At 55.3% G+C, this 26,100-nt stretch carries 22 protein-coding genes; 10 read left to right on the forward strand and 12 right to left on the reverse strand.

Annotated features, from left to right (window positions below):
• Positions 1-64: 64 nt before the first annotated feature.
• The gene (gene rhtA, locus ABOC97_RS04785; RefSeq protein ID WP_234504930.1) at positions 65-952 is read right to left on the reverse strand and encodes a threonine/homoserine exporter RhtA; all 888 of its coding nucleotides are present in this window, start codon (positions 950-952) and stop codon (positions 65-67) included.
• Positions 953-1,305: 353 nt separating this feature from the next.
• Between rhtA and ompX the strand changes: the two genes are divergently transcribed.
• Positions 1,306-1,815 (forward strand): outer membrane protein OmpX, encoded by a 510-nt coding sequence (gene ompX / locus ABOC97_RS04790; protein ID WP_234504918.1) that lies wholly within the window; start codon positions 1,306-1,308, stop codon positions 1,813-1,815.
• 237 nt (positions 1,816-2,052) lie between these two features.
• Here ompX and ABOC97_RS04795 read toward each other — a convergent pair whose 3' ends face one another.
• On the reverse strand, positions 2,053-3,633 hold the full coding sequence (locus ABOC97_RS04795) for a phosphoethanolamine transferase (protein WP_349594655.1): 1,581 nt from the start codon (positions 3,631-3,633) through the stop codon (positions 2,053-2,055).
• A 256-nt stretch (positions 3,634-3,889) separates the two neighbouring features.
• On the reverse strand, positions 3,890-4,015 hold the full coding sequence (gene mntS, locus ABOC97_RS04800) for a manganase accumulation protein MntS (RefSeq protein WP_234504915.1): 126 nt from the start codon (positions 4,013-4,015) through the stop codon (positions 3,890-3,892).
• Between the two features lie 181 nt (positions 4,016-4,196).
• Here mntS and mntR point away from each other — a divergent pair, with 181 nt between their 5' ends.
• The 4 genes from mntR (at position 4,197) to ABOC97_RS04820 (ending at position 8,037) form a co-directional block, all read left to right on the forward strand.
• Positions 4,197-4,670, forward strand: a complete 474-nt coding sequence (gene mntR / locus ABOC97_RS04805; protein WP_234504913.1) for a manganese-binding transcriptional regulator MntR — start codon at positions 4,197-4,199, stop codon at positions 4,668-4,670.
• Positions 4,667-5,779 (forward strand): anion transporter, encoded by a 1,113-nt coding sequence (locus ABOC97_RS04810; protein ID WP_349594658.1) that lies wholly within the window; start codon positions 4,667-4,669, stop codon positions 5,777-5,779. Before mntR ends, ABOC97_RS04810 begins: the two co-directional genes overlap by 4 nt.
• Positions 5,780-5,920: 141 nt before the next feature.
• Complete coding sequence (locus ABOC97_RS04815; protein ID WP_349594661.1) at positions 5,921-7,297, forward strand: glycoside hydrolase family 1 protein; 1,377 nt, start codon at positions 5,921-5,923, stop codon at positions 7,295-7,297.
• A gap of 23 nt (positions 7,298-7,320) precedes the next feature.
• A complete protein-coding gene (locus ABOC97_RS04820; RefSeq protein WP_349594664.1) occupies positions 7,321-8,037 on the forward strand; it encodes a GntR family transcriptional regulator in 717 nt (238 codons plus the stop codon).
• Positions 8,038-8,084: 47 nt separating this feature from the next.
• On the opposite strand, the gene ldtB is transcribed toward ABOC97_RS04820, so the two are convergent.
• Positions 8,085-9,005, reverse strand: a complete 921-nt coding sequence (gene ldtB, locus ABOC97_RS04825) for a L,D-transpeptidase (RefSeq protein ID WP_349594667.1) — start codon at positions 9,003-9,005, stop codon at positions 8,085-8,087.
• A 216-nt stretch (positions 9,006-9,221) separates the two neighbouring features.
• Between ldtB and ABOC97_RS04830 the strand changes: the two genes are divergently transcribed.
• The gene (locus tag ABOC97_RS04830) at positions 9,222-10,814 is read left to right on the forward strand and encodes an ABC-F family ATPase (protein WP_349594670.1); all 1,593 of its coding nucleotides are present in this window, start codon (positions 9,222-9,224) and stop codon (positions 10,812-10,814) included.
• A gap of 47 nt (positions 10,815-10,861) precedes the next feature.
• Here the strand turns inward: ABOC97_RS04830 and ABOC97_RS04835 are convergent, their stop codons facing one another.
• Together ABOC97_RS04835 and ABOC97_RS04840 are read right to left on the reverse strand one after the other, a co-directional pair.
• The gene (locus ABOC97_RS04835; RefSeq protein WP_349594673.1) at positions 10,862-13,228 is read right to left on the reverse strand and encodes a glycoside hydrolase family 31 protein; all 2,367 of its coding nucleotides are present in this window, start codon (positions 13,226-13,228) and stop codon (positions 10,862-10,864) included.
• Positions 13,229-13,242: 14 nt separating this feature from the next.
• On the reverse strand, positions 13,243-14,544 hold the full coding sequence (locus ABOC97_RS04840) for an MFS transporter (protein WP_349594676.1): 1,302 nt from the start codon (positions 14,542-14,544) through the stop codon (positions 13,243-13,245).
• A gap of 299 nt (positions 14,545-14,843) precedes the next feature.
• Here ABOC97_RS04840 and ABOC97_RS04845 point away from each other — a divergent pair, with 299 nt between their 5' ends.
• On the forward strand, positions 14,844-15,947 hold the full coding sequence (locus tag ABOC97_RS04845) for a LacI family DNA-binding transcriptional regulator (RefSeq protein WP_349594678.1): 1,104 nt from the start codon (positions 14,844-14,846) through the stop codon (positions 15,945-15,947).
• Here the strand turns inward: ABOC97_RS04845 and ABOC97_RS04850 are convergent.
• Entirely contained in the window at positions 15,914-17,179 is a 1,266-nt protein-coding gene (locus ABOC97_RS04850) for a DUF1479 domain-containing protein (RefSeq protein WP_349594680.1), read from the reverse strand. The genes ABOC97_RS04845 and ABOC97_RS04850 overlap by 34 nt on opposite strands.
• Positions 17,180-17,492: 313 nt before the next feature.
• Between ABOC97_RS04850 and ABOC97_RS04855 the strand changes: the two genes are divergently transcribed.
• Entirely contained in the window at positions 17,493-17,624 is a 132-nt protein-coding gene (locus ABOC97_RS04855) for a hypothetical protein (RefSeq protein ID WP_349594682.1), read from the forward strand.
• 194 nt (positions 17,625-17,818) lie between these two features.
• Here the strand turns inward: ABOC97_RS04855 and ABOC97_RS04860 are convergent, their stop codons facing one another.
• The 3 genes from ABOC97_RS04860 to ABOC97_RS04870 all read right to left on the reverse strand — a co-directional run bounded on the left by ABOC97_RS04860 (position 17,819) and on the right by ABOC97_RS04870 (position 22,111).
• Entirely contained in the window at positions 17,819-18,628 is an 810-nt protein-coding gene (locus ABOC97_RS04860) for a Cof-type HAD-IIB family hydrolase (protein ID WP_349594684.1), read from the reverse strand.
• Between the two features lie 142 nt (positions 18,629-18,770).
• Positions 18,771-21,203, reverse strand: coding sequence for a formate C-acetyltransferase/glycerol dehydratase family glycyl radical enzyme (locus ABOC97_RS04865; RefSeq protein ID WP_349594686.1), 2,433 nt, complete (start codon positions 21,201-21,203; stop codon positions 18,771-18,773).
• A 5-nt stretch (positions 21,204-21,208) separates the two neighbouring features.
• Complete coding sequence (locus ABOC97_RS04870; protein WP_349594688.1) at positions 21,209-22,111, reverse strand: glycyl-radical enzyme activating protein; 903 nt, start codon at positions 22,109-22,111, stop codon at positions 21,209-21,211.
• Positions 22,112-22,244: 133 nt separating this feature from the next.
• Between ABOC97_RS04870 and fsa the strand changes: the two genes are divergently transcribed.
• The gene (gene fsa, locus ABOC97_RS04875; protein WP_349594690.1) at positions 22,245-22,907 is read left to right on the forward strand and encodes a fructose-6-phosphate aldolase; all 663 of its coding nucleotides are present in this window, start codon (positions 22,245-22,247) and stop codon (positions 22,905-22,907) included.
• Between the two features lie 57 nt (positions 22,908-22,964).
• Here fsa and moeB read toward each other — a convergent pair whose 3' ends face one another.
• On the reverse strand, positions 22,965-23,714 hold the full coding sequence (gene moeB, locus ABOC97_RS04880) for a molybdopterin-synthase adenylyltransferase MoeB (protein ID WP_349594692.1): 750 nt from the start codon (positions 23,712-23,714) through the stop codon (positions 22,965-22,967).
• Positions 23,714-24,949 (reverse strand): molybdopterin molybdotransferase MoeA, encoded by a 1,236-nt coding sequence (moeA, locus tag ABOC97_RS04885; protein WP_349594694.1) that lies wholly within the window; start codon positions 24,947-24,949, stop codon positions 23,714-23,716. The genes moeB and moeA overlap by 1 nt, the downstream gene beginning before the upstream one ends.
• Positions 24,950-25,150: 201 nt before the next feature.
• On the opposite strand from moeA, the gene iaaA reads away from it, so the two are divergent.
• On the forward strand, positions 25,151-26,089 hold the full coding sequence (gene iaaA, locus ABOC97_RS04890; RefSeq protein WP_349594696.1) for a beta-aspartyl-peptidase: 939 nt from the start codon (positions 25,151-25,153) through the stop codon (positions 26,087-26,089).
• The last annotated feature ends 11 nt before the right edge of the window (positions 26,090-26,100 follow it).

The following is a 26,100-nucleotide window of genomic DNA, read 5'->3' on the forward strand; positions in this document are numbered from 1 at the left end:
AATAACCGCGCTGTTTTTGTTGGATATTATGCATAGTGGTACACACTATGCATAATAAATAGCATTATCCGATATCTACTTTTTCTATCTTTGTTTCCTGACGCATCGTCAGCGTTGACCCCATCGATGCCATAATAATGGCGCCCAATGCCAGCGTCTGGCTAAACGTTAGGGTTTCGCCAAGGAAGACCAGGCCGGACAGCGTGGCGATCGCCGGTTCCATACTCATCAATGTACCGAATGTGCGGGTAGGCAGACGCGTTAAGGCGATCATCTCAAGCGTATAGGGCAGGGCGGTAGAAAGAACGGCAATCGCCAAACCGATCGGCAGCAGCGACCAGTGCCACAGCGCCTCGGTGGCCTGAAACGCACCGAGCGGGACAAACACGATGGCGGCAATCAGCGACCCCATTGCGACCGTTGCAGGCCCATGTTCCTCGCCCGCACGGCGTCCGGCCAGAATATAGACGGCCCAACCTGCGCCAGCCCCCAGCGCCAGCAGGGCACCGGTTAAATCAACGTGTTCAACGTCCTGGCCCAAAGGCAGCAGGAACCACAGGCCGGCAACCGCCAGAATCACCCAGATAAAATCGACCGGTCGGCGTGAGGAGAACAACGCCACGGCCAGTGGACCGGTGAATTCGAGCGCCACCGCAATGCCTAACGGAATGCGCTGCAGGGAAAGATAGAACAGATAGTTCATTGCCCCGAGGGACAAACCGTAGAACAGCAGCGGCAGACGCTGCTCTTTCGCAAAACGCAGTCGCCACGGTTTAAAGACAACGACCAGGATAAGCGTGCCCAGCGCCAGGCGCAGGGCGGTAACGCCGGGAGCACCAATCAATGGAAACAATGATTTAGCGAGAGATGCGCCGCTTTGGATGGAGATCATCGAGATTAAGATGACCAGTATAGGTAACCATGATGGTAGCTTGCGAGACGTGCCGGACATCTTATTCCTGTCAATTTTTGTCAAACGAGGTAAAACCGGCAGTGTAATGGAAATAGTGCGCGGCGGTTGAGGATTTGTTGAAAAAAAAACGACATGGAACGAGTAGAATTTGCTTAGTCGATGATTATTTCGTCTGTCAAATTAGGAATTGTCTGGAAAGTGGCGTGATGTTTTTACCACAGCCATGATGGGATTTAACGTAAAAATACGTTATTAATGAAAGGGATATCGATAGATGGAAAAAAATTGTTACATCAAAGATGCCCTTAGACATCATCAGGCCGAAAGAGTTTCTTAACAATTTTTGATATATTTAAAACTTAGGACTTATTAGAAGCACATTTGAGGTGGTTATGAAAAAAATTGCATGTCTTTCAGCACTGGCCGCAGTTCTGGCTGTTTCCGCAGGTACTGCCGTAGCTGCAACTTCCACCGTTACCGGTGGTTACGCTCAGAGTGATATGCAGGGCGTCGCTAACAAAGCTGGCGGCTTCAACCTGAAATATCGCTACGAAGCTGACAACAGCCCACTGGGTGTGATCAGCTCCTTCACCTACACCGAAAAAAGTGACACCCAGAACGGCGTGTACACTAAAGGCCAGTACTACGGCATCACCGCTGGTCCAGCTTACCGTCTGAACGACTGGGCAAGCATCTACGGTGTAATTGGTCTGGGCTACGGTAAAGCACAGGGCAACCAGTTCCCAATCAACGACAGCACCAGCGACTACGGTTTCTCTTACGGCGCTGGCCTGCAGTTCAACCCAATCGAAAACGTTGCTCTGGACTTCTCTTACGAGCAGTCTCGCATTCGTAGCGTTGACGTTGGTACCTGGATTGTTGGTGCAGGTTACCGCTTCTAATCACTTCGGTGATAATAAAAGGGGTCATTATGACCCCTTTTTTAATGTCCTTTCTAAACCAGTTTCCCGCCAGATTCAACCATCCCCCAGATTAGCTTTCCCAACATCAGCGTCGCTGCACGACCGTATGCCAACGAAATGACCAACCCGGTGATGAAGACAGTATAGTCTTAGGTTAGGCGCTATCCGTCAACCTGAATGCCAGGCCAACGAATAGCGAAAGAGTCGGTGGAAGGATTAGCTTTTAGGATCAAAGAGATCGGTCTTGAGCGTATCGTAGTCCACTTTTTGTAACTGGAAGTTGGTAATGAACACTTTTCCAGCTTTTTGCTTCGAGATAAAACGATACTTCGGCGCGATCTCTTTGGTCTGAATGCCGGTCCACTGCGAGAAGAAGCTCAGGAAATCGTTGGCCGAGCGGCGCGCTTTAATCACGTTGTGCGTTTTGTCGTCGCTTGAAAGCACCATGAATGGCACCTGGAAGTTCTGCTGATATTTATCGTCATGCGCCAGGTACTGCACCGCTTTACCGCGCTCTTTAAATGCCAGACCGTGGTCGGAGAAATAGACCAGCGAGAAGCTGTCGGTGCTACTGCGTAGCTGCGTGTACAGCTGACTGAGCAGGTTGTCGGTTTGCGTCATGGTGTAGAGATAGCATGAGGTCTCTTTTGACTGCACAAACTGCGCATACTTGCCTTGAGTACGGTCGCAGGCCTGCGGGTGTGACCCCATCAGGTGCAGAACGATCAGCTGCGGCTGGCTGCGCTGGGTAGAAAGCACCTGCTCGGTCATTTTCAGCAGCGCTTCGTCGCGGGTGTTTTTGTCGGCTTCAAAATCACCGTTTTTCAGGAAATGGGCTTCATCCGCGCGTTTCGCAATGCTGGCGATTGCCGTGTCATATTCGCCAATCTGCCCCTGATTGGAGAACCACCAGGTCTGAAAACCCGCGCGGTTTGCCAGCGTTACAAAGTTATCCTGGTACAGAGGTTTACCATCGACGACCCGATTGAGCGTCAGGCCCAGCGATTTTTGCGTTGAGCCGCTGGCAGCGATGTAGTCAGTAAACAGATTGCCGTTAACCGTGCTGGCAAACGGGGTGTTATCCCAATGGCCGCCAAATGCGCCGAGGGCATCGCGGCGCGCGCTCTCGCCGATCACCACGACATAAGTGTGATACTTCGGCTTCACCGCAACCACGTTCCAGGTGTCTTTGACTCCGGAAAGCTCGGCCATGCGCTTTTGCTCATCCAGCACTTCGTTATTGTTGACGATAATGTCTTTTACAAAGCGAAACGCCGGGTAGCCGCTGTCTTTAAGTTTAAACACGCCGCCGTAGAGCTGATTTTGAATCGGCTGCACAAAAAAGACGCCAATACTGAACAGCAGGCACAGCGTATTCATCAGATTCCAGCGCGTTTTTGCCGCAGGTTTGCGTCGAACGGCAATCACCCCAAGTACAAAAATGAACAGGCCGACCAGGTAGCTGTACCACGGGAAAATAGTGAAAATTTCCGTCGACTCTTCCATGTTGGTGGAATGCAGCGCCAACAGGGTGTTGAAGTTTGGTGCGCCGTAGGCCGTACTGAACGGGAAATAGAGCGCGGCGACGAGTGAATAAATCCCCAGAATCACCTTTTGCACTTTGGGTAGCGTGCGCCACAGCAAATGTAGCACGCAGGTAAACGCCACCGCATACAGCAGACTAAATGGATAGCCCAGCGCCAGGTTAATCAGAATAGATTGTAAAAAATAAAATCCCGTCCACGGGCTAATAGCAAGCCCACGTGCGGCAAGGGTGTCTTTCAGGGTTAGATTCATAAATCGCAACTATAAAAACGCCATGTGCGTCCCCTGGCGTCAAGGGTTCTTTATTGACCAGACAATGCGTGAAGAGGGGGATGCAAAGTACAGGGCTGCAAGAAGATAAAGCCAGCTTATTATTGGGTCAACTGCTGATAACGAAATGTTTTGGGATGGTGATTACAAAACCAGAAAATAAGCGGGGATTTAGGGCGCAAACGGGTAGCTTGCCAGCGGATTGTGACAGGATGATGAAGCGGCGTCGCGACGCCGCTTAGCGGGACGGAGTGTCCTGTGGTGGCTTGCTATTGAACAGGTCGCACAGCATACCGATTAACATCAAGCGTACTTTAAAAGGAGAGTGGCTAAACACGCTGATACACCTCTTGAATTCGTTCATGGTTCCTCCTGCATTCAGCTCGTCAATCCTTGATGAGCGTTCGTATTACATACAGATATAGCATAGGCTATATTTTATAGCTATGGCTAAAACGTTAAATTTTTGTGCTCGAGTCACAATCCATTACAATGGGCTCACTTGATATGACGCGTTCAGGCGTCACACATGATGAGGAAGTTCTATGGGTCGTCGCGCAGGTACGCCAATAACAAAAAAAGTGACGCAGCTAGTGAATGTCGAAGAACACGTTGAAGGCTTTCGTCAGGTGCGTGAAGCGCACCGTCGGGAGCTGATTGACGATTACGTTGAGCTGATTTCTGATTTGATCAACGAAGTCGGTGAAGCGCGACAGGTTGATATGGCGGCCCGTCTGGGCGTGTCTCAACCGACCGTCGCCAAAATGCTTAAACGTCTGGCGGGCGTAGGGCTGATTGAACAGATCCCATGGCGCGGCGTATTTCTGACTCCAGAAGGTGAGAAGCTGGCGCAGGAGAGTCGCGAACGTCATCAGGTGGTGGAGAACTTCCTGCTGGTGCTGGGCGTCAGCGCCGATACGGCCCGCCGCGATGCGGAAGGCATTGAACATCATGTCAGCGAAGAGACGCTGGACATGTTCCGTCAGTTTACCCAAAAGCACGGGCAATCGGCTGAATGAACCTCCCTTTTATACGGTCGCTGATGGGCGACCGTTTTTTACATCTGCTGATTATCATCGGCGTTGGGCTGAGCTTTTTCGTTCCCTTTCAGCCCGCCAGCTGGCCAGCGGCGATTGACTGGCACACTATTATTACCTTAAGCGGCCTGATGCTGCTGACCAAAGGCGTGGAGCAGAGCGGCTATTTTGATGTCCTGGGGCGCAAAATGGCGCGTCGCTTTGTCACCGAACGCCAGCTGGCGCTGTTTATGGTACTGGCTGCGGCGCTGCTGTCGACTTTTCTGACCAACGATGTGGCGCTGTTTATCGTGGTGCCGCTGACCCTGACCTTGAAAAAATGGTGCGCGTTGCCCGTCAACCGGCTGATTATTTTTGAGGCGCTGGCGGTCAACGCCGGGTCGTTATTAACGCCTATCGGCAACCCGCAAAATATTCTGCTGTGGGGCCGTTCGGGTTTATCGTTCCCGGCCTTTACCTTGCAGATGCTGCCGCTTGCGCTGGCGATGATGGTGACGCTGCTGGTGCTGTGCTGGTTCTGCTTCCCGGCGAAAAAACTCGATTTTCAGAGTAGCGATCGCACGCCGAGCTGGCAGCCGCTGCTGGTGTGGAGCTGTCTGGCGTTCTATCTGATTTTCCTCGCCGCGCTGGAGATGAAGCAGGAGCTGTGGGGGCTGGTTATTGTTGCCGTAGGTTTCCTGCTGCTGGCGCGTCGCGTGGTGTTTAGCGTCGACTGGACGCTGCTGCTGGTGTTTATGGCGATGTTTATTGATGTGCACCTGCTGACCCAGCTTCCGGCGCTCAATCAATCGCTCAGCGGTGTCGGTGCGCTCTCCGACGGCCAGCTATGGCTGACGGCGATTGGCTTATCGCAGGTGATAAGCAATGTGCCATCCACCATTTTGCTGCTGAACTACGTGCCGCCGTCGCTGCTGCTGGCCTGGGCGGTAAACGTCGGTGGATTCGGCCTGCTGCCGGGATCGCTGGCCAACCTGATTGCTCTGCGTATGGCCGCAGACCGGCGCATCTGGTGGCGCTTCCATCTCTACTCAATTCCCATGCTGCTGTGGGCGGCGGCGACCGGCTACGGACTGCTGTTGATCCTCCACTGATCCCTCCCGGGCGAGCGTTAACCGCCCGGGAAATCCACTTTGATCTCACAAAAATCGATCCTCTCGGTTGCGGATTATTTCGTCTTCCGGTTATATGACTAGTCATGAACTTTAAATGACTAGTCATATAGGAGCCAAACAATGAAATCATCACTGCCCGCCAACTTCCTGTGGGGCAACTCGGTGTCCAGCATGCAGACTGAAGGGGCGTGGAATGAGGGCGGCAAAGGGATGTCGGTTTACGATATTCGCGAGCCGAAAGAGTTTGCCTCCGACTGGAAGGTGGCGACGGATTCCTACCATCGCTTTGAAGAAGATTTTGATTTAATGAAAGATCTGGGCATGAACTGCTATCGCTTCCAGATTGCCTGGAGCCGCGTCTGCCCAACCGGCGACGGTGAATTTAATGAAGAGGGTATCGCCTTCTACGAGCGCTTCATCACCGGGCTGATTGAGCGTGGCATCGAGCCGATGATCTGCCTTTACCACTTCGATATGCCGCTGGCGCTGGCGGAAAAATACAACGGTTTCACCGACCGTCGCGTGCTGGAAGCCTTTATCCGCTACGGCAAGAAAATGATTGATTGCTTCGGCGACCGCGTCACCTGGTGGCTGACCTTTAACGAACAGAACCTGTATCACATGCCGGAAGCCTTCCTGATTTCCGGCTATATGCGCGGCGATAAAACCCTGCGCGAGCTCTATCAGATTCAGCATCACGTGATGATGGCGCATGCGCATCTGACCAATTACCTGCACCAGACCAAACCGGGCAAACTGATGGGCGGCATGCTGGCACACGCTCAGGTTTATCCGGCAACCTGCAAACCGCGCGATGTTTTCTGTGCTCAGCAGCTGGATGAATTCTTCAACCAGAACCTGCTGCGCGCCTTTGCCGGTGAAGGCTACAGCCCGGAAGTGATGCATTTTGTCGATAAAGCGGGTCTGCGCGATATCTATCTCGATGAAGATCTGGCAGTGCTGGCAACCATGAAAAACGACTATATGGCGTTCAGCTACTATGCCAGCCGCACGCTCGACAGCGATCCGATTCCAAAAGACACGCCGGTCAACAACTACATGCTGTTCGGCGATAAGCCGAATCCGCATCTGAAAGCCACCGAATGGAACTGGCAGATCGATCCGCTCGGTTTTCGCAGTATCATTACCCGTTACTACAACGACTGGCGCTTGCCGGTGTTCCCGATTGAAAACGGTATTGGGGTCATTGAGTCGTGGGACGGTGAGAACCAGATTGCTGACGATTACCGTATTGCCTACCATCGCGACCATATCAACGCCATGAAAGAGGCGATTTTTGAAGATGGCGCGCAGGTGATTGGCTACCTCGGCTGGGGGCTGATTGATATTCTTAGCTCGCAGGGCGATATGCGTAAACGTTACGGCGTGGTGTACGTCAACCGTGAAAACCACGACTTAAAAGATTTAAGCCGCGTGCCGAAGAAAAGTTATGCATGGTTGAAAAAGGCCATTCACAGCAACGGCGAAGAGATGTAATTACAGAAAAACAGAGGCGGGTGATGGCAGCGAAGTACATCGCGATAGCGCGGGAAATTAAAAAGCGGATCATAAGTCGGCAGTATCCTGCTTCTGACCCTCTGCCGGACCAGTTTGCGCTGGCGGCAGAATTTGGCACCAGCCGTATGACTATCCAGCAGGCCATGCGCCAGCTGATAGTCGAAGGGCTGGTCTATACCCGCCAGGGGCAGGGCACTTTTGTGCGCAAAAATTTCCTCCAGCTTTCGCAGTGGGATGTGCCAGGCAGTGATTATTCTGGCGCCACGGAAACCTGGGGGTACCTGGGAACGGTTGAAAGCCAGGTGGTGCGCTTTGAGCTACGTTTTCCAACCGAGAAAGAGCAGGCTTCATTGCTGATTAACGCCGATGCGCCGGTCTACGATTTTGTCCGCCTGCGTTTGCTTAACGGCGAACCTCTGTCGTTGGATATCACGGTGATGCCGGTATCGCTGGTGCCAGGGCTGAGTAAGGCGCATCTGGAAAGCTCGGTGTTTCGCTACGTGCAGGACAATCTCGGGCTTAAAATGATGGGCTCCTACCGCGTCGTTCGGGCGATAAAGCCGGATGAACTGGACCAGCAGCATCTGAGCTGCGAGCCGAGCGATCCAATTCTGGAAGTGGAGCAGGTTATCTATCTGGACGACGGGACGCCGCTGGAGTACGCGCACTGCCACTATCGTTACGATCATGGCGGCATTGTGATTGTGAATAACAGCTAAAAAAAATGGCGGGTGATTAACCCGCCATTTTCTATTTTGAAGCCGACTTAGTTCAGACGAACCGGCATCCCGGAACGGTTTTTAACCGCCTGGTCAACGATGCTCTGGTCAACGTCAGACTGGCCAGTCACTTTCTGTACCGCCTGGGTCAGTGCGATTGGCACAATTTCACCACCTTCGAACTGCGCTTCCGTGGTAGACAGCGGGTTGTGAACTTCAATGAAGCGGCTGCCATCTGGCTCGGTGGTCGCTTTCACTGGCTCATCAATAAACTGGACGCGGGTGCCAACCGGCACGTTCTGGAACAGGAACTTGATGTCTTCGTTACGCAGACGCACACAGCCGTGGCTTACACGCAGGCCGATACCGAAGTTGGCGTTGGTGCCGTGGATAGCGTACAGACGGCCGATATACAGCGCGTACAGCCCCATAGGGTTATCCGGGCCGGCGGGAACAACGGCTGGCAGCGGGTTGCCTGCGGCGATATATTCCGCGTGCATTTTCGCCGTTGGCGTCCAGGTTGGACCGGCTTTCTTACGTTCTACCTTGGTCGTCCAGTTGATTGGCGTATCTTTGCCCAACTGGCCGATACCGATTGGCAGCAAGATAACGGTGTTAGTGCCTTTCGGGTAGTAGTACAGACGCATTTCTGCGCTGTTAATGACAATACCTTCATGCACGGTATCCGGCAGGATCAGCTGCTGAGGAATATTCAGCACGGTGCCGCCTTTTGGCAGGTAGGTATCCACGCCAGGGTTTGCTTCCAGCATGTTGGACAAACCCATCTGATACTGGGCCGCGAAGTATTCCAGCGGTTGCTTATTGTTGTCAGGAATGGTGATGACCTGGTTCTGACCGACAATGCGGCTGCCGTTGGTCGGCAGCGGATACGTTACCGCAGATGCCGAATTACAGAAGCCCACGACAGCAAGCGCCGCAGCGAAAATCGTTTTTAATTTCATGTTCATGTGTGCGAGGTATCAGTGCCTTACGGCGGTTGTTTAGGAATTTACCCTGTTAGTAGGAGCGCATTATATGTGCATTCTGTGCCGCATGGAATTCGGATGTGTACTAAATCACATTTTTTTCACTTCAGTTACAGTTTAGCGTCTTGCGATGGCGGGCGCTTTTTATTCGGAATTGTGGCACAATAGGCGGTTTGTCACATTCTTCAGGATACTCCCGTGTTAGTTACCAGCAACGTCACCATGCAGTTTGGCAGTAAGCCGCTGTTCGAAAATATCTCCGTCAAATTTGGCGGCGGCAACCGTTACGGCCTGATTGGCGCTAACGGGAGCGGCAAATCCACCTTTATGAAAATCCTTGGCGGCGACTTAGAACCGACGCTGGGCAACGTTTCCCTCGATCCGAACGAACGCATCGGTAAGCTGCGCCAGGATCAGTTCGCCTTCGAAACCTTCACCGTGCTCGATACGGTGATCATGGGCCACGGCGAGCTGTGGGAAGTGAAGCAAGAGCGCGACCGTATTTATGGTCTGGCTGAAATGAGCGAAGAAGATGGCTACAAAGTGGCCGACCTCGAAGTGCTTTACGGCGAGATGGACGGTTACTCCGCGGAATCCCGTGCAGGTGAACTGCTGCTGGGCGTGGGGATTCCGGTTGAGCAGCATTACGGTCTGATGAGCGAAGTCGCACCGGGCTGGAAACTGCGTGTGCTGTTGGCGCAGGCGCTGTTCTCTAACCCAGATATCCTGCTGCTCGATGAACCAACGAACAACCTGGACATCGATACCATTCGCTGGCTGGAGCAGACGCTCAACGATCGCGATAGCACCATGATTATCATCTCGCACGACCGTCACTTCCTGAACATGGTGTGTACCCACATGGCGGATCTGGACTACGGCGAACTGCGCGTGTACCCGGGTAACTACGACGAATACATGACCGCGGCGACCCAGGCGCGTGAACGTCTGCTGGCTGATAACGCTAAGAAAAAGGCGCAGATTGCTGACCTGCAATCCTTCGTTAGCCGCTTTAGCGCCAACGCCTCTAAATCTCGTCAGGCCACCTCCCGTGCTCGTCAGATTGATAAAATCAAGCTGGACGAAGTGAAAGCCTCCAGCCGCCAGAACCCGTTCATCCGCTTCGAGCAGGATAAGAAACTGTTCCGTAACGCGCTGGCGGTGGAAGAGCTCAGCAAAGGTTTTGATAACGGCCCGCTGTTTAAAGATTTCAATCTGCTGCTGGAAGTTGGCGAGAAGATTGCCATCCTGGGTGCCAACGGCGTGGGTAAATCCACCATGCTGAAGACGCTGGTTGGCGAACTGACCCCGGATCATGGCACCGTGAAATGGTCCGAGAACGCGCAGATTGGTTACTATGCGCAGGATCACGCAGAAGATTTCGATAACGACCTGAGCGTATTCGACTGGATGAGCCAGTGGAAACAGGAAGGTGATGACGAGCAGGTGGTCCGTGGCTTCCTGGGGCGTCTGTTATTCAGCCAGGACGATATCAAAAAACCGGCGAAAGTACTGTCCGGTGGTGAGAAGGGTCGTATGCTGTTCGGTAAGCTGATGATGCAAAAACCGAACATCCTGGTGATGGATGAACCTACCAACCACCTGGATATGGAATCCATCGAATCACTGAACATGGCGCTGGAAATGTATCAGGGCACCCTGATCTTCGTTTCTCACGACCGTGAGTTCGTCAGCTCGCTGGCGACCCGCGTGATTGAAATTACGCCTGAGCGCGTGGTGGACTTCACCGGTAACTACGAAGATTACCTGCGTACTAAAGGCGTCGAGTAATATTGATTGCCGTGCCCTCTCCCGAAGGAGAGGGCTGCGGTACAAGGTTATCCTCGCACCCATTCACCGTTTTCTTCGCCGTTAATCAACAGCTGACGTTTCTCACCCGCAGGCAGTGTTACCTTCAGCGCTTTCCAGGCTGGGCGATAATCACCGCGCGCTTTCACCTTCAGGTCAATTGTACTGCCGGTGCAAACCATCTCCCAATCCAGCCACAGCGCATTGCCTTCTTTATAGCCCCAGGATTCACCGTCATCTTCGAACAGCTGACCGCTGGTTGAACCCACGCCTTTAACCGGGAACAACTTGAGTTCGCGGCTGGTATCTTCGTTGACGTTAACAAAGGCGATACGTTCGCTGAGCGGCAGACCCGCGCCCGCGCGGACCAGCAGCGGCAGTTTCTCCAGCGGCGCATCAATGACGATATGTTGACCGCCGGAGAACCATTCGCCGGTATAGAAATCGTACCAGCCGGTCTCATTGTCCGGTAGCCACACGGGACGTTGGCGCTGACCCTGTTCCACTACGCTTGCCACCAGCAGATCGCGACCCAGCAGGAAGTCATCGCACTCGGCAAAGGTCTCTTCGTCATGTTCGTGGTCAAGGAAAGTAGGACGTAGCATCGGTTCATCATCGACGTGCGCCTGCCACAGCAAGGTGTAGAGGTACGGCATCAGGCGATAGCGCAGCTCAATCGCTTCACGAATGCATGGCGTAATGCCTGGGTACATCCACGGTTCGTTGACCGTATGGTCGTCGTTCCATGAGTGGATGGTAAATCGCGGGTGCATCACCCCGTTTTGTACCCAGCGGACAAACAGTTCCGGATCTGGCTTATCGCCAGAGAAACCGCCCACGTCGTGGCCAAGGTTGTACAGCCCGGACAAGCTCATACCCAGGCCCATACGGATGTTGTAGCGCAGGGTATCCCAGTTAGTGCGGTTATCGCCGCTCCAGGTTTGCACGTAGCGCTGCATCCCGGCGCAGCCGGAACGGGAAATCAGGTAAGGGCGCTTGTTAGGGGCAAAACGCTGCTGCGCTTCCAGCGAGGCGCGAATCATCAACAGCGGCATCACCGGGCGAATATGTTTGATGGCAATTTCGTTGCCAAAGCCATAGCAGCGGGCTTCGCCATCCCACACTTCAAACTCGTTATTGTCGTTCCAGGTGGAGTCGATGCCTTGCTCCAGCAACTGCTGGGTGACGCCTTCCTGCCACCAGGTCACGGTTTTCGGGTTGGTGAAGTCGAGGTGCGAACCTTCATCATCCCAGAAGCTGGAACGCTCCGGTCCGTTGCTTTCTGAATCACGGATAAATAACCCGCTTTCCGCCACTTCCCCGTAGCGCGGGTGATCCTGCAGCAGACACGGTTTGATGTTGGCCGCCAGATGCAGCCCCGCATCGTGAAACGCCTGGCTCATGACTTTCGGCTGCGGCACTTTGTCGTAGTTCCAGTTGAACACGTAGCGCTTGCCGTTGATCGAGGTGTAGCCGGACGATAGCTGGAATGAATCGCATGGAATCGCGTGCTCGTCGCACAGGCGAATAAAGTTCATCAGCTGGTTTTGCGCGTCCGGCGCATCGGTGTAGTGCATCGTCGAGCCGCTGTAGCCGAGGCTCCATTTCGGCCCGAACAGGGTTTTCCCGGTCAGACGAACAAATGATTTGGTGACGTCCAGCACGCGCTCGCCGGTAAACAGGTAGTAATCGATATCACCGGCCTCGGCCTGCCAGCGGCGATAGGCGGTGTGGTAGTTATCAATTTCATTCCCCAGATCCAGCCAGCAGCTGCTGAGGTTATCGTAAAACAGCCCGAAGCTGATGTCGTCACGGCGGGTGATGGTGAACGGAATGTGCTTGTACAGCGGGTCGGTGCTGACGGCGTTATAACCCATGGCGTCAAGGTTACGCATCTCGTAGCGTTTACCGCCGCGCTGCAGGTCGCCCGCTTTATCACCCAGGCCGTAGAAACGTTCGTCCTTACGACGGCTCTGATAGTGCGCCACGCCATCGCCATGGGCGTTGACCAGGTAGGCGCTGGTCGGACGGTCGTTGACCAGCGTCTGCCATTCACCTTCTGCATTGCGGTAGTGCCATTCAATCCACAGCGGCTGGTGGACGGTAGCCCGCAGGGATTCGGTGGCTACTACTATCGTGTCGTCCTGCTGGCTGAGCGTCCAGCCGGGCAGGGTAAAGCCGCTGAGATCCTCGCGATCGCGACCTTCCCAGGGAACATCCTGCGCCGGGGCAATACTCCAGGTGCGATTAAGCGCCAGTTCGCCTTTGCGTTTTAACAGCACGCGAAACAGATTCTCTTCCAGTACGTACAGACACAGCGTGTGCTGGCCATCAACGCTCAGTTCGACGTGATGGGTTGACTGTTTTTGCAGGGTCCAGTTTTTCAGCGTTTTCATGTTTACATCCACTCTCAGGCGCGTTTTGCGCGACGTTCAGCAATAAAGGTGACCAGGAAGAAAGCGCCAATCAGGTCAAAGAAACCCATGGCGATAAATAATGGGTTAAAGCCGATTTTGTCGGCGGTAACCCCGATAATCAGGGAGAAGGCGAAGCTGGCGATCCACGCGGCGGAACCACGCATACCGTTAACGGTGGCCATTTGGCCTTTATCAAAGGACTCCACCACCAGGGCGCTGAGCATGCAGGAGATAATCTGGTGGCCAAAACCGCCAACAGAGATCAGCGCAATCGCGACATACGGATTATTGGTGAAGGCCATGGCTGCCAGGGAGATCATCAGGAACGCGCCGCTGACCGAAGAAGCCACGATGGAATTCACCCGGGAGCAGCCGAACAGGCGAACGTACAGTTTGGTCAGATAGCCACTGGCGATGCTGCCGAGGTCGGCGGCCAGGAACGGCAGCCAGGCGAAGAGGGCAATCTGCTTGAGGTCCATTCCGTAGGCTTTGGACAGATACAGCGGTACCCAGAAGCTCATCACCGCCCAGGCTGGTTCAGCCATAAAGGCTGGGATCGCGATACCGTAAAAACGCTTGTTCTTGCCGACTGTTTTCAGCGCGGTGAGGAACGGCAATTTTACCGCCGGTGGTTCATTATCCTGACGGATGAATTCCAGCTCTTCTTTGCTCAGGTTCGGGTGTTTATCTGGGTTATGGTAGAACGCCCACCACAGCACCACCCACGCCGCCGCCAGCACGCCGGTGAACATAAACGCACCCTGCCAGCCGAACGAAGCATGCGCGAAGTAGATAATCGGCGGTGCCAGCATCGCACCAATAGAGAAGCCGACGCCTGCCCAACCCGCAGCCACCGGACGCTCGGATTTCGGGAACCACTCGCCGATGGTTTTGGCGTTAGCCGGCGTGGCAGCAGCTTCCGCGCCGCCCATAAAGAAGCGCAGAATTGCCAGATGTAGCCAGTTGCCCGCTCCGGCGTGCAGCAGGCAGGTCAGTGCCCACAGCCCCGCGCAAATCATAAAGCCGAGCTTCAGGCCGATAACGTCAATCAGCCAACCGCACAGCGGCTGGAATAAGGTATAGGCCAGCTGGAATGCACCGACGATCCATGAGTACTGCTCGGTGGTGATCCCGAGGCTGGTTTTCAGTTCCGGGGCGAGGATCCCCAGCGAGTTACGGGTGATGTAGTTGACGGTTACGCCCAGTAAAAACAGGACCAGTACCCACCAGCGTAAGTTCTTGACTATTCGGCGCGGTTTACTCACGGCCATATCGTTATTGATACCCTGACTCATCGGGATCTCCACAGGAAGATGTAGGGAACGGAGGGGCAACTCCGTGGAGAGTTGTCACACCACTTTTTATAATTGGTTGATATTTATTTGTTTTATTTCTACGACCTTCCATCATTCTTGTATGGAAGTTGTTCTACCAATTCACAGTAGGCGACAACAAAATTCGAGGAAAGTGGGTTTTATGCACGTTTTTTCATGAATGGCTGATATACATTACGCATACCTACTTAAGGCCATAGAAAATGCGGTTTTTAGGTCATGAAAATTCTTTCATTTCTGAATTAGATGCGGATCACAAAATGGAAAAGAAGCTGAAAATTGCGGAAATTGCCGGGCGCACGGGGCTTTCCGCCAGCACGGTATCGCGGGTACTGGCCGGGAAAGCCAACACTAGCGTTCGGGCGCGTGAACAGGTACTGGCCTGCGCCCGTGAACTTGGGGTGATGGACGGTTTGGCTGCGGGACGCATGCTGCTGAACAGCCTGATTATCTTTGCGCCGCCGCGGGCATTCGATGAGCGTTCGGATATCTTCTACTACCGCGTGATCCAGAGCATCAGCAAAGCGCTTTCCGCGCACGAGGTACGCCTGCGCTACTGCCCGCTGGAGGAAAATGACAGCGACCCGGCGCTATTCCTGTCGCGGATGAATGAAGCGGAAACTCAGGCGGCGATCCTGCTGGGAATCGACGATCCGCACATTCACGATCTGGCGGCCGATCTCGGTAAACCCTGCGTGCTGATCAACTGCCGCGATGAACGCATGCGCCTTCCGGCGATTGCTCCGGATCATCGGCTGATTGGTGCTTTTGCGGCCCGCTATCTGTTTGAGATGGGGCACCGTGAAGTGATGAACGTCATGTGCCTGCGGCGATACACCATGGAGCAGCGTTTAGCGGGAGTGAAGGAGTCGTGGCGGCAGCACAACATGGTCTTTGAACATGAACGCGATCTGCTGAACATCAGCAGCTTTAGCGCCAAAGAAGCGGAAGAAAAAGTGGGCCAGTGGCTGGATGAACGGAATGGTCGGGTGATGCCGACGGCGTTTCTGGTGGGCGGTGACTTTATGGCTGCAGGCACCATCAATGCTCTGAACCAGCGCGGCCTGCGTGTGCCGCAGGATGTGTCGGTGATGAGTATCGACGGGTTTAATCTTGCAGCCATCGAAGATGTCCCACTGACCGCAGTGCACGTGCCGCGTGATGAACTGGGCGTAGAAGCGGTGCAGATGCTCCAGCAGCGCTTGATTCGCCCGGACGCGCCGGTAGGATCATTGCTGCTGCACGGTCGTCTGGCGGTGCGGGAATCGGTGCGGCGGGTGCGCCCGGGGAAAGGGCACTCCGCCGTGGAACAAGAAGGCCTATATGGCAATCAGACGTCGATACCCAGCGCGCGCTTACCGTGAATATTGAGGTCGGCAAGGGTGAAACGTCCCTGCCAGTCGGCCTCATAGTCTTCCCGCGGGAAATCACCCGGCGATGCGCCGCGCTCCAGCGCCGTTTTGACTTTATGCGCGTAAGCGAGATTTTTCGCGCACATCGGGGCGGCGGGAATGTACATCACATTCCCCCAGCCCTGCTGATTTTCCACCGGGGCGACCGAATGGATAACATCGCAGTGCCACCAGACGGAATCACCGGCCTCCAGCGCGGGAATCGAGGTGAGGGCGCTTATCAACAGCGGGTGCCATTTCTCGGAAATCGGCAGCACTTTGCCAGGCGCTACGCCGCATAGTTCATCATCTGGAACGTCGTCGAGCAGCGGGCGCAGCAGCACATAGGCCATGGCTTCCGGAATTGGCACCACGTGCAGCAGTCCCTGGTCTGGGATCATGTCTGACAGCGCCGTCCAGCCCTGGAAGGTGCGGAATACCGAGCATTTGGTAGTGTTATCCACCGTATACTCTTCCACTTCGGTGCGATGTGCTGCGTTCCATGGATCGTACTGTTCAATGTTGCCGTTAAATACGCTAGCAAATACCTTCTGATAGGCCGGCAGCAGCCAGCGCTCCAGCGCACCCGAGTCGGTATGGGCGCCGAGTCCTTTAGAGGTGGTGCCCGGCGGGCGGCGGCGAATGCGGTCCGGATAAATCACGCTGATATCCGGGTTAAACCACTGCTGACCTTCGCTTTCTACCTGCCACAGGCGATTCAAAAATGACTGCGCTTGCGCCATTTCCGCACTTTGCCGCGCCTGCATCTGCGCCTGGGACCAGTAGATTGGGTAGATTTCCGGACGCGAGGCGTCGAGTGAACCAAAGAACGTGTCGCCAGGGCCTTTATAGACATCGTCGAAACGGTTGAGGTCGAGGTAGTCGAGCATTGAACGATCCCACGCCAGCGCCTGCTCGCGCGGGAAGTGGCCTTTAATCACCGCGCAGCCCCGACGTTTGACCTCAGCGCGGGTGGCGTCACTGAGGTTGCCCGCCGCGATATCGGCAAATGGAATCACCGGCCAGACCGGCTGCCCTTGCGCCTTGAGGGCGTTAATTTCCGCCACCCGCGCTTCAATGATGGTGCTCAGGCGGTCGAATGCCGCCTGCACATCACCAATCTGCGCGCGCAGCGCCTGCTTCATTTGACGAATGGCCGCTTTTGGGTCGGCGGGCAGCGTTTCGTGGGTAAAGGAAATCGTCATATCAACCTCATAATCTTTCGTTCGAAAGTAAAATGAATTACAGATGATACTTTAAGTTAAAATAAAGTTAATGCAAGTTTAAATTTTTGACGGTTCTGCGCCGATTTTTCTGATGTAGGTCGGATAAGGCAAAGCCGCCATCCGACAGCGGTGCGGCGGTGCGTCAGATGGCGCTGTGCTTATCAGACCTACGGTTTATGTCGCGGTATGGCAAATGTCTGTAGGTCGGATAAGGCAAAGCCGCCATCCGGCAGCGGTGCGCCGATGCGTCAGATGGCGCTGCGCTTATCAGACCTACGGTTAATGTCGCGGTATGGCAAATGTCTGTCGGCCGGATAAGGCAAAGCCGCCATCCGACAGCGGTGAGCCGATGCGTCTGATGGCGCTACGCTTATCAGACCTATGGTTATTGTCGCGCTACGGCAAATGTCTGTCGGTCGGATAAGGCAAAGCCGCCATCCGACAGCGGTGCGCCGATGCGTCAGATGGCGCTGCGCTTATCAGACCTACGCTTATCAGATCTACGGTTTATGTCGCGGTATGGCAAATGTCTGTCGGATAAGGCAAAGCCGCCATCCGACAGCGGTGCGCCGATGCGTCAGGTGACGCGGCGCTTATCAGACCTACAGAGGGAGAAAATCAGAAGGGCGTGGTGCCGTCCAGCACGGCCTGAATGACGTTCAGCGCGCCATCGTGGTTGTTGTCGTCGGTCCGATACCCGGCAATGGCTTTAATATTCTCGGCGGCGTTGTCCATGGCGAAGGCATATTTCACCAGCTTAAGCATTTCCGCGTCGTTGCCGCTGTCGCCAATCGCCACGCATTCCTGTGGCGAGACCTGCCAGCGTTTAAGCAGGCGGCTGATACCGTTGGCTTTATGCAGGCCGGGAATTATCAGGTCAACAAAGCCAAAACCGCTGGTCACTGGTTTCATGATGCCGTTGAGCGAGACGTGCAGTTTATCAACCAGCTCAGGGATCTCACTGTCCGGCAGATTCAGCGAGAATTTAAAAATTTTGTCGTCAATATCGTGGTAGTTAGCTACGCGTTTTAAACGGTAGTAGTGCTTCGACATCAGCGCCACGAGGTCGTCCGGCGCGCTGTCGCTGATGTAGGCGCTTTCCAGCCCGCAGGCGACAAATTTCAGCTGAGGATCTTTGAGTAATTCGGTGAACACCGTTTGTGACTCGTGGCGGGTCAGCTCGCCGTGGAACAGTTCCTGGCCGTGTTCGTAGACCAGCGCGCCATTTTCAGCGACAAAGGAGATGCGATCGCGGATCTCAGGGAAGAAGGTAATGAGCTGATAATACTGGTTGCCGCTGGCGACGACGAATTCAATGCCACGTTGTTGAAGCTGTTCAAACTGCGCCAGAAACCGTGAACGGTCGTAGGTCTTAGCGTCATTAAGAAAAGTTCCGTCCATGTCTGTGACGATAACTTTAACGGTCATACGGGATGCTCCTGGGGTAAATCCGGCCAGCAGCAATTTAATTACAATGTGAGCTAAAGCACAAATTTAATTTCATTCGAAAGACAGGCGGGGCGCATAGAACCCTCTCCCGGGAAAGGAGAGGGCAATAGGGCGTTAAGAATTACAACGTATGCTCGGTACGGGCGATGATATCGTCCTGGGCATCCGGTGACAGTGCGGTAAAGAAGGCGGAATACCCGGCGACGCGGACCACCAGATCGCGGTACTGGTCCGGATGCTTCTTCGCCTCAAGCAGCGTTTCGCGCGACACGATGTTGTACTGAATGTGCCAGCCTTTGTGTACCTCGAAGAAGGTGCGCAGCAGCGCCATCAGCTTCTGCTTATCGCTTTCGTTTTCCAGCGTTGCCGGGTTCAGCTTCTGGTTTAACAGCACGCCGCCGAGAATCGCTGAAGTGGGCAGCTTACCGACGGAGCTTATCACCGCCGTTGGGCCGAGGTGATCGGTGCCAGAGGCCGGGCTTGCGCCTTCCGCCAGCGGGGTTTTCGCTTTGCGTCCGTCCGGCGTCGCCATGGTCTGCGCGCCAAACGGCACGTTGGCCGAAATGGACGAAGTACCGGCGTAGTAGTTGCCGCCAATCGGGCCTCGGCCGTAGCGCGGGTTGTGATACTGCTTCAGCTCGTCGATATAGGTCTGGTAAGCGCGAGCCAGCAGAGTATCGACGCTGTCATCATCGTTACCGTATTTCGGCGCGCCGTTAATTAAGCGCTGACGCAGCTGCTCGTGAGTCAGGCCGTCATAATCTTCCGCCAGCGCTTTCGCCAGTTCCTGCTGACCAATAATTCCCTGGTCGAAGACCAGCTTTTTCACCGCCGCCAGGCTGTTGCCGAGGTTGGCTATACCTACCTGCAGGCCGGAAACCCAGTCGTACTTCGCGCCACCTTGCTTGATGCTTTTTGCCCGCTCAATGCAGTCATCCACCAGCGCTGAACAGAGAATATCGTGTACGTTTTCTTCCAGCATGGTGTCGACGACGTATTCAATCTCAATCGATTTACGGGTGTAGTAGCGAATCTGGGTATCCCAATCGGCGAGCATCTGATCGAAGTGGGTAAAGTTGCCCTTCGACAGCGCATGTTCCTGCGGCAGGAATACTTGTCCGCTGGTGGCGTCGCGACCGCCTTCCATTGCCGCCAGCATCACGCGGGCAAAGTTGATAAAGCTCATACCGGTGCAGCGGTAGCCCCACTTACCGCCGACGGCGGTTTCGATGCAGCCAATTGCCGCATAGTCGTAAGCGTCGTCAGGTTCAACGCCCAGCTTGATGAATTCAGGAATGACGATTTCATCGTTGTTAAAGGCCGGCATCCCGAAGCCGCAGCGGATCACCTGCACGCAGGCGTCGAGGAAGTCATTGCTCATCCCTGCATGGTAGCGCACGCTCAGGTTTGGTTGGGTGGAGCGCAGACGGCCGCAGGATTCGAGAATTGCGTAGGAGAGTGGGTTAACCGCGTCCTGCGCTTCGCCGTTAACCAGTTTCTGTCCACCGATGGTGACGTTTTGATACAGCGGGCTGCCGGCAGAGGCTTTTGAGTGTGAACCGGAGCGAATTTTGTTCACTTCCAGTAACTTCAGCCAGCAGCTGTGCAGCAGCTCAATGGCCTGTTCACGGCCCAGCGACTGCTCAAGCTCAACGTCTCGGCGGTAGAACGGGTACAGATACTGGTCCATACGGGCGAACGATACCGAGTGGCCGTTGGACTCAATTTGCAGAATCAACTGGATGAAATAGCACAGCTGTAGCGCCTGCCAGAAGGTTTTTGGCGGCTGATGGGCAATCACATCGCAGTTGTCCGCCATCGCCAGCAGTTCGTCACGGCGGCTTTCACGGATCTCTTCGGCGGCCATTTGGCGCGCCAGCTCGGCGAAGCGCAGGATGTGCAGGCTGACCGCATCGAGCACGATATCAATCGCTTTCAGGAACTGGTCGCCGTGCAGGTCGTCCAGCACCGTCAGGTTAATGCGGGTGCGGCGTTCGGCAACTTTAGCGCGCATGCCGTCGAGACCTTTCTCCAGCAGCAGCGGGAAGTTAACCGCCAGGTGGGCATCGCCGGAGGTCATATTGCCTTCGGCTTTGATGATCCCGGTGGCCAGCAGCGCTTTTTGTTCGTCGGTAAACATCCCGTAGCAGCGGTCCTGCACGGTCTGGCCGCGCCACCACGGGCACACTTCATGCAGCACACGCTTGTTCTCTTCGCTGACTGCAAAGCCTGCACCGGGACGATCGGCTAAATCATCGATCTCTTTCTCAATCCAGCTAACGGTATATTCCGGGAAGATCGGCGCTGCGCGAACTTCGCTGGCCTGGTTACCGATAATCAGCTCGTCGTGTTTTATCCAGATGGTGCGTTCTGCCAGGTGATGGGCCAGCGCCAGCGCGCGACGCACCGGGATCGGTTTATCCATGTGCTGCTGGTAGGCTTCGGTATAGTGGCGCGCGCGTTCGGTACACACCGGCGGCTTAACGATATGCACCAGCGCGTTTTTGTGGGCCTGAATGCGGGCGGTTAATTTATCGAGAGTCAGCGTGGTCATCAGTTTTATCCTCGTAGTGTCGCCGTTAACCCATGTTCATGAGCGTACCGTTGGGCGAAATCCAACAGCGCTGGGTCGTTGAGCGGCTTATCGGGTGCAAAGTAGGGTTGGCCGAGCAGCGCATACTTATTGATGCCCAGCGTGTGGTACGGCAGAAAATGAATATCGCGCACGCCAGTAAGCTGCCCGGCGGCAAAATCGGTAATCGCTTTAATCGACGCTTCGTCGGCGTTAAAGCCCTGAATCAGCGGGACGCGCAGGGTTATCTGTTTCCCGGCGGCGGACAGGCGCTTGAGATTATCGAGCACGCGTTTGGCAGACCCATCGGTCCACTCTTTAAAGCGCGCGTCATCCACGTGTTTTAAGTCGGCGAGAAACAGGTCGATATACGGCAGCGCTGGTTCCAGATAACGCCACGGCACGTGCAGACAGGTTTCCACCGCCGTGTGGATACCGTTTTCATGCGCGCTTTTAAGCAGTTGCAGCGCCAGTTCCGGATTCATAAACGGTTCGCCGCCGGACAACGTCATACCGCCGCCGCTGCGTTCGTAGAACGGCTTGTCGCGCAGTACGGTAGCTATAATCTCGTCGGCAGATTTTTCCTCACCGCAGACGGTTAACGCCTGGGTTGGGCAACAATCGTTGAGGGCACGGAGCGAATCGTCATTCAGCTTTTCCCGATGGATAACCAGCCCGCTAATGACCCGTTCAATCACCGCCGGGGCAGCTTTTTGGCACAGGTCGCAGCCGTCAAGACACAGGCGCGGGTCGAACAGGAGATCCTGTTCCCGGGCGCGGCTTTCCGGATTCTGGCACCAGCGGCAGCCGAGCGAGCAGCCTTTCAGGAAGACAACGGTGCGGATGCCTGGACCATCGTGGGTGGAATAGCGCTGAATGTTGAAAATCATAGATAGCCCTCTTCTTTCGTATAAAGATTAAATTACTTTCGAATGAAAGTTATTTTGACGTGCGTCAACTTAAGCCGAGGTTTTGCTGTGGTAGTGTTATTCCATGCTCAATATCACGGTTTAAGGACACATCATGGAACTCTATCTCGACACTTCAGACGTCGCGGCGGTAAAGAAGCTGGCGCGCGTATTTCCGCTGGCGGGCGTAACGACAAACCCGAGTATTGTTGCGGCGGGTAAAAAACCGCTGGATGCGTTGCTGCCGGAGTTACTCGATGCCATGGGCGGCAAAGGGCGTTTATTTGCCCAGGTGATGGCGACCACCGCCGACGGCATGGTGGCCGATGCGCACAAGCTGCGGGCGATTATTCCCGATCTGGTGGTGAAAATTCCGGTAACGGCTGAAGGGCTGGCGGCGATTAAATTGCTTACCGCCGAAGGGATTCCGACCCTGGGCACCGCGGTGTACGGCGCGTCGCAGGGGCTACTCTCCGCGCTGGCGGGGGCAGAATATGTGGCGCCGTATGTCAATCGCGTCGATGCGCAGGGCGGCAACGGTATTCAGACCGTTTGTGAATTGCAGGATCTGCTGACTCTGCATGCGCCGCAGGCAAAAGTGCTGGCCGCGAGCTTTAAAACCCCACGTCAGGCGCTGGATTGCCTGTTGGCGGGCTGTCAGTCGATTACGCTGCCGCTGGATGTCGCGCAGCAGTTAATCAGCAGCCCGGCGGTAGACGCGGCGGTGGCGAAGTTTGAACAGGATTGGCAAACGGCGTTTGGCCGTACGTCGCTGTAAGCGAATTCGGTTTCCCTCTCCGTAAAGGAGAGGGAAAGAGTGTTGTTAGGCCGAAGGCTAGCCGCACACTTCGCAGGTGGGATTACGCATTAACTTCATCTCGCGAAACTGGCAGCGCATTGCGTCATACATCACCAGTTTCCCCGCCGCTGGCGTGCCGTAATGAGTCAGCACTTTAATCGCTTCCATCGCCTGCATCGCGCCAATCACCCCGACCAACGGCGACATCACGCCCGCTTCGACGCAGGTTAATGCATTCTCACCGAACAGACGGCTCAGGCAGCGATAGCAAGGTTCGCCGGGCTGATAGGTAAAGACCGAAATCTGTCCTTCCATACGAATCGCCGCCCCGGAGACCAATGGCGTCTTATGCTGGAAACAGCCGCTATTAAGCTGGTTGCGGATGGTGACGTTATCGGTACAGTCGAGCACTAAATCATGCTCAGCAATCAGCGCCGACAGCGCCTCTTCCTCGAGCAGTGCGTTGAGGGGAACCAGCTCAACGTGCGGGTTAATCCGCGCCAGCGCCTCACGGGCCGAGTCCACCTTCGGCTGACCAATAGTGGCATTGCTGTGCAGGGTCTGCCGCTGTAGGTTGGAGAGCGCGACGGTGTCGAAATCCAGCAGCGTCATCTTGCCCACGCCTGCCGCAGCCAGATACTGCGTCGCCGCGCAGCCTAAACCGCCAAGCCCGACAACCAGCACGCGCGAGGCTTTCAGCGCTTCCTGGCCGTCGAAATCAAAGTCGCGCAGGATGATTTGCCGGTTGTAGCGCAGCATCTCGCTATCGCTGAGTTCTACGGCCATTACAGGCCACCCAGCAGATGGTTGAACGGCTCAACTTCAACCCATTCACCCGCTTCCACGCGACCGCGTTCGCGCTCCAGCACGATAAAACAGTTGCCCTGGCTAAAGGAGCTGAAAATGTGCGAGCCCTGATGGCCGGTGGTGGCGACGGTGAGTTCACCGTTTTCATTGCGGGTCAACAGACCGCGCTGGAAGTCGAGACGCCCTGGGGATTTCTTCAGCACATCGGTGGTACGCACGCGTAGGCGCGGTGCCTGAGTGGCGGCGCTACCGGCGCTTAGTTTTGCCAGCAGCGGCTGCACCAGCTGATAGAAGGTTAATGCGGCAGAGACCGGGTTGCCCGGCAGACCGCAGAACCAGCTTTTACTCAGCTTGCCGAAGGCGAACGGTTTACCCGGTTTAATCGCCAGCTTCCAGAAGCTGATTTCGCCCAGTTCATCGAGGATAGTTTTGGTGTAGTCCGCTTCGCCAACGGAAACACCGCCGGAGCTTATCACCACGTCGGCCTGCTGGTCGGCCTCGATAAAGGTCTGGCGCAGCTGTTCCGGGTCATCGCGAATAATGCCGAGGTTAATGACTTCACAACCGAGCTGCTCGAGCATCAGATGCACCGCCAGACGGTTGGTATCGTAGATTTGCCCATCGCCCAGCGGCTGGCCAGGGAGCTGGAGCTCATCGCCGGTAGAGAACAGCGCGACGCGGATTTTGCGCACTACGCTAACTTCCGCGATGCCCAGCGAAGCCAGCACCGGTAATTCGGCCACCGTCAGGCGCGTTCCGGCAGGGAACACCACCGCACCGTTGGCAATGTCTTCCCCACGGAGGCGAATATTTTGCCCCGCTTTCACGTTGGCAATAAAACGGATACCGGCATCGGTTTGCTCGGTCTCTTCCTGCATCACCACCGCGTCGCAGCCTGCCGGAACCGGCGCACCGGTCATAATACGAATACAGGTACCCGCTGGCCATTCACCGTGGAACGGCTGCCCGGCGAAGGCTTTTCCGGCGACCGCCAGCGGCGTTTGCGCCGCGATATCGGCCAGACGTACCGCATAGCCATCCATCGCCGAGTTATCAAAACCCGGTACGTCCAGTGGAGAGGAGATATCGCTGGCGGTAATGCGGCCAAACGCTTGCAGCAGCGGCACCGATTCGCTGTCATGCAGCGGGGTTATCTGGTTAAGCATCTGCGTCAGCGCGGTATCAAGCGGTATCAATCCGGCGGTAAAATCCATGGCTAAACTCCTGGGGGGAACGTTCGAATGCGCACATTATGGCAGAAAAGCCCCGCAGACTGTATGCCACCTGTGGTGTACCTTGTTATGCCAGAAATCTGGACGTCCTGATTTCCAGATGCTCTTTCTATATTCAAAATTGATATAGGAGCAGAGCCACTATAATGATATTTATAAATAAAATGACGTAAGGGATAACTAATGGGCAAGGCAGTCATTGCGATTCACGGCGGAGCCGGGGCGATAAGTCGCCAGCAGATGTCAGCGCAAAAAGAGCACGAATACGTGACGGCGCTGTCGGACATCGTCGAAAGCGGGCAGAAAATGCTGGAAGCCGGCGCCAGTGCGCTGGATGCGGTCACCGAGGCGGTGCGCCTGCTGGAAGAGTGCCCGCTGTTTAACGCCGGCATCGGTTCTGTTTTCACCGCGGCGGAAACCCACGAACTCGACGCCTGCGTGATGGACGGCAATTCGCTGCAAGCGGGGGCCGTTGCCGGAGTGAAACACCTGCGTAACCCGGTGTTGGCAGCCCGGCTGGTGTTGGACAAGAGCCCGCACGTCATGCTGATTGGCGAAGGCGCGGAAGCCTTTGCCGGGGCTGAAGGTATGGAACTGGTGAATAATTCCCTGTTCTCTACCGATATGCGTTTCCAGCAACTGCTGGAGGCGCGTAGCCAAGGCGAGTTTATTCTCGACCACGATGCGCCGCTCGACGAACGCCAAAAAATGGGCACCGTCGGCGCCGTGGCGTTGGATTTTAACGGCAACCTGGCGGCCGCCACGTCTACCGGTGGCATGACCAATAAACTGCCCGGCCGAGTCGGTGATAGCCCGCTGGTGGGGGCGGGATGCTACGCCAATAACGCCAGCGTCGCCGTCTCCTGTACCGGTACCGGTGAAGTATTTATCCGTACGCTGGCGGCCTATGATATCGCCGCGTTAATGGACTACGGAAATCTTAGCCTGCTCGAAGCCTGCGAGCGCGTGGTGATGGAAAAACTCCCGGCACTCGGTGGCAGCGGCGGGCTTATCGCCATTGACCGCGAAGGCAACGTGGTACTGCCGTTTAACAGCGAAGGTATGTACCGCGCCTGGGCCTACGCCGGGGATACCCCGACTATTGGCATTTACAAGGAATAAAAGGAGTTACC

The organism is Kluyvera huaxiensis, from assembly GCF_040149365.1.
In the GTDB taxonomy this organism is placed as follows: Bacteria; Pseudomonadota; Gammaproteobacteria; order Enterobacterales; family Enterobacteriaceae; genus Kluyvera; species Kluyvera intermedia_A.

Coding starts and splice junctions, on each gene's coding strand:
- moeB (WP_349594692.1), bottom strand. CDS start 23,714: ATGGCCGTAGAACTCAGCGATAGCGAGATGCTGCGCTACAACCGGCAA.
- ompX (WP_234504918.1), top strand. CDS start 1,306: ATGAAAAAAATTGCATGTCTTTCAGCACTGGCCGCAGTTCTGGCTGTT.
- rhtA (WP_234504930.1), bottom strand. CDS start 952: ATGTCCGGCACGTCTCGCAAGCTACCATCATGGTTACCTATACTGGTC.
- ABOC97_RS04820 (WP_349594664.1), top strand. CDS start 7,321: ATGGCAGCGAAGTACATCGCGATAGCGCGGGAAATTAAAAAGCGGATC.
- ABOC97_RS04850 (WP_349594680.1), bottom strand. CDS start 17,179: ATGACGATTTCCTTTACCCACGAAACGCTGCCCGCCGACCCAAAAGCG.
- ABOC97_RS04795 (WP_349594655.1), bottom strand. CDS start 3,633: ATGAATCTAACCCTGAAAGACACCCTTGCCGCACGTGGGCTTGCTATT.
- mntR (WP_234504913.1), top strand. CDS start 4,197: ATGGGTCGTCGCGCAGGTACGCCAATAACAAAAAAAGTGACGCAGCTA.
- ABOC97_RS04860 (WP_349594684.1), bottom strand. CDS start 18,628: ATGACCGTTAAAGTTATCGTCACAGACATGGACGGAACTTTTCTTAAT.
- ABOC97_RS04835 (WP_349594673.1), bottom strand. CDS start 13,228: ATGAAAACGCTGAAAAACTGGACCCTGCAAAAACAGTCAACCCATCAC.
- ldtB (WP_349594667.1), bottom strand. CDS start 9,005: ATGAACATGAAATTAAAAACGATTTTCGCTGCGGCGCTTGCTGTCGTG.
- mntS (WP_234504915.1), bottom strand. CDS start 4,015: ATGAACGAATTCAAGAGGTGTATCAGCGTGTTTAGCCACTCTCCTTTT.
- ABOC97_RS04810 (WP_349594658.1), top strand. CDS start 4,667: ATGAACCTCCCTTTTATACGGTCGCTGATGGGCGACCGTTTTTTACAT.
- moeA (WP_349594694.1), bottom strand. CDS start 24,949: ATGGATTTTACCGCCGGATTGATACCGCTTGATACCGCGCTGACGCAG.
- iaaA (WP_349594696.1), top strand. CDS start 25,151: ATGGGCAAGGCAGTCATTGCGATTCACGGCGGAGCCGGGGCGATAAGT.
- ABOC97_RS04870 (WP_349594688.1), bottom strand. CDS start 22,111: ATGATTTTCAACATTCAGCGCTATTCCACCCACGATGGTCCAGGCATC.
- ABOC97_RS04855 (WP_349594682.1), top strand. CDS start 17,493: ATGGCAAATGTCTGTCGGCCGGATAAGGCAAAGCCGCCATCCGACAGC.
- ABOC97_RS04845 (WP_349594678.1), top strand. CDS start 14,844: ATGGAAAAGAAGCTGAAAATTGCGGAAATTGCCGGGCGCACGGGGCTT.
- ABOC97_RS04865 (WP_349594686.1), bottom strand. CDS start 21,203: ATGACCACGCTGACTCTCGATAAATTAACCGCCCGCATTCAGGCCCAC.
- ABOC97_RS04840 (WP_349594676.1), bottom strand. CDS start 14,544: ATGAGTCAGGGTATCAATAACGATATGGCCGTGAGTAAACCGCGCCGA.
- ABOC97_RS04815 (WP_349594661.1), top strand. CDS start 5,921: ATGAAATCATCACTGCCCGCCAACTTCCTGTGGGGCAACTCGGTGTCC.
- fsa (WP_349594690.1), top strand. CDS start 22,245: ATGGAACTCTATCTCGACACTTCAGACGTCGCGGCGGTAAAGAAGCTG.